This is a genomic window from Roseateles sp. P5_E11, assembly GCF_054049355.1.
Window position 1 is genome coordinate 1 of the sequence record NZ_JBFUMO010000863.1, and the last position, 1,767, is coordinate 1,767.

At 62.5% G+C, this 1,767-nt stretch carries 2 protein-coding genes and 1 pseudogene; 2 read left to right on the plus strand and 1 reads right to left on the minus strand.

Annotated features, from left to right (window positions below; all coding sequences use genetic code 11):
• Positions 1–191: 191 nt before the first annotated feature.
• Complete coding sequence (mscL, locus tag ACXJKR_RS31500; RefSeq protein WP_457326200.1) at positions 192–614, minus strand: large conductance mechanosensitive channel protein MscL; 423 nt, start codon at positions 612–614, stop codon at positions 192–194.
• A 174-nt stretch (positions 615–788) separates the two neighbouring features.
• Between mscL and petA the strand changes: the two genes are divergently transcribed.
• Both petA and ACXJKR_RS31510 read left to right on the plus strand, forming a co-directional pair.
• Positions 789–1,385: a ubiquinol-cytochrome c reductase iron-sulfur subunit gene (petA, locus tag ACXJKR_RS31505; RefSeq protein WP_056192837.1), complete on the plus strand. Its 597-nt coding sequence runs from the start codon at positions 789–791 to the stop codon at positions 1,383–1,385.
• Positions 1,386–1,403: 18 nt separating this feature from the next.
• Positions 1,404–1,767 (plus strand): annotated as a pseudogene (locus ACXJKR_RS31510) (cytochrome bc complex cytochrome b subunit); the annotation flags it as partial.

Genomic DNA, 1,767 nt, shown 5'->3' on the forward strand with positions numbered 1-1,767 from the left:
GACGGATGCGGGTCAGCGAGGCTTCGAGGTGCGGGTTCAGGCGTATCTCTGGCGCGTTCATCAACTGGTGGCACGAGCTGCGTCGAAAGTATCGCGCCTGCAACAGGTGCGGGTTTTCAACCAGTTGCCAAATTCCTGGCACAAAAAAGCCCGGTAACCATTGCTTACCGGGCGACGGGCGGCGCGAGAGCTTAGCGCTTCAGCGAATCGCGAATCTCCCGCAGCAGTTGAATGTCTTCCGGCGTGGCCGGCGGCTCGGCCGGCGCGACCGCGGCTTCGGGTTCGCGCTTGAGGCGGTTGATCTGCTGAATCATCAGGAAGATGACGAAAGCCAGGATGATGAAGTTCAGCGAAACGGTCAGGAAGCTGCCATAGGCCAGCACGGCGCCGGTTTTCTTGGCTTCGGCCAGCGTCGTGGCCGTCTGGCCGGCCAGCGGGATGAAGTAATTGCTGAAATCCAGGCCGCCGAAGATCTTGCTGACGACCGGCATGATGACGTCGCCGACCAGGGAGTCGACGATCTTGCCGAAGGCGCCGCCGATGATCACGCCGACCGCCAGGTCGACGACATTGCCTTTGACGGCGAACTCCTTGAACTCGGAGAAGAAACTCATGCGGGGCTCCTGGATGGCGATGTCTGTGAGATGACTCGGACGGATGTTGGCGCCAAGTCCGGCGAGCTAGAAGGCGGGTAAACCTGCGGTCGGTCGTCGCTTGGCCGAGCCTCGGGTAAGCGTCCGTTAGAATCCTGGGCTGCCCCTGATCAGAAGTCTCTTTAGAGGACCCTCATGAGTGACCAGCAAGTGGACCAAGGCAAGCGCACCTGGTTGATTGCAACCGGTTGCGCCGGCGCCGTTGGTGGCGTTGCGACTGCCGTGCCCTTCGTCAGCACTTTTGCGCCGAGCGAGCGCGCCAAGGCCGCTGGTGCCCCCGTCGAGGTCGACATCTCCGGCATCAAGCCCGGTGAGAAGCTGACCGTCGAATGGCGTGGCAAGCCGGTCTGGATCGTGCGCCGCACGCCGGAACAGCTCGAGGCCCTGAAGAAGAACGACGGCCAGCTGGCCGACCCGAACTCAGACCGCAAGGCCTTCCCCATCCCCGACTACGCCAAGAACGAGAACCGCTCGATCAAGCCCGAGTACCTCGTCGTCGTCGGCATCTGCTCGCACCTGGGCTGCTCGCCGAGCGACAAGTTCGCAACCGGCGCCCAGCCCTCGCTGCCGGATGACTGGGCGGGCGGTTTCCTGTGCCCCTGCCACGGTTCGACCTTCGACATGGCCGGCCGCGTGTTCAAGAACAAGCCCGCGCCCGACAACCTCGAAGTGCCGCCATACATGTATCTGTCGGACACCCGGCTGGTCATCGGTGAAGACAAGAAGGCCTAACGGAGCACGGGACGAGACATGGCTGAATTCAAAGAAGCACCCGCAGGCGCCTCGGCAGGCGTGAAGACCATGACCTGGMTGGAGAACCGGTTCCCGACCGCGTTCGACGCCTACAAGGTCCACATGTCGGAGTACTACGCGCCGAAGAACTTCAACTGGTGGTACATCTTCGGCTCGCTGGCKCTGCTGGTCCTCGTGATCCAGATCGTCACCGGCATCTTCCTGGTGATGCACTACAAGCCCGACGCAGGCCTGGCCTTCGCGTCGGTCGAGTACATCATGCGCGATGTGCCCTGGGGCTGGCTGATCCGCTACATGCACAGCACGGGCGCCTCGGCCTTCTTTGTCGTTGTCTACCTGCACATGTTCCGCGGCCTGATCT

Coding starts and splice junctions, on each gene's coding strand:
- mscL (WP_457326200.1), bottom strand. CDS start 614: ATGAGTTTCTTCTCCGAGTTCAAGGAGTTCGCCGTCAAAGGCAATGTC.
- petA (WP_056192837.1), top strand. CDS start 789: ATGAGTGACCAGCAAGTGGACCAAGGCAAGCGCACCTGGTTGATTGCA.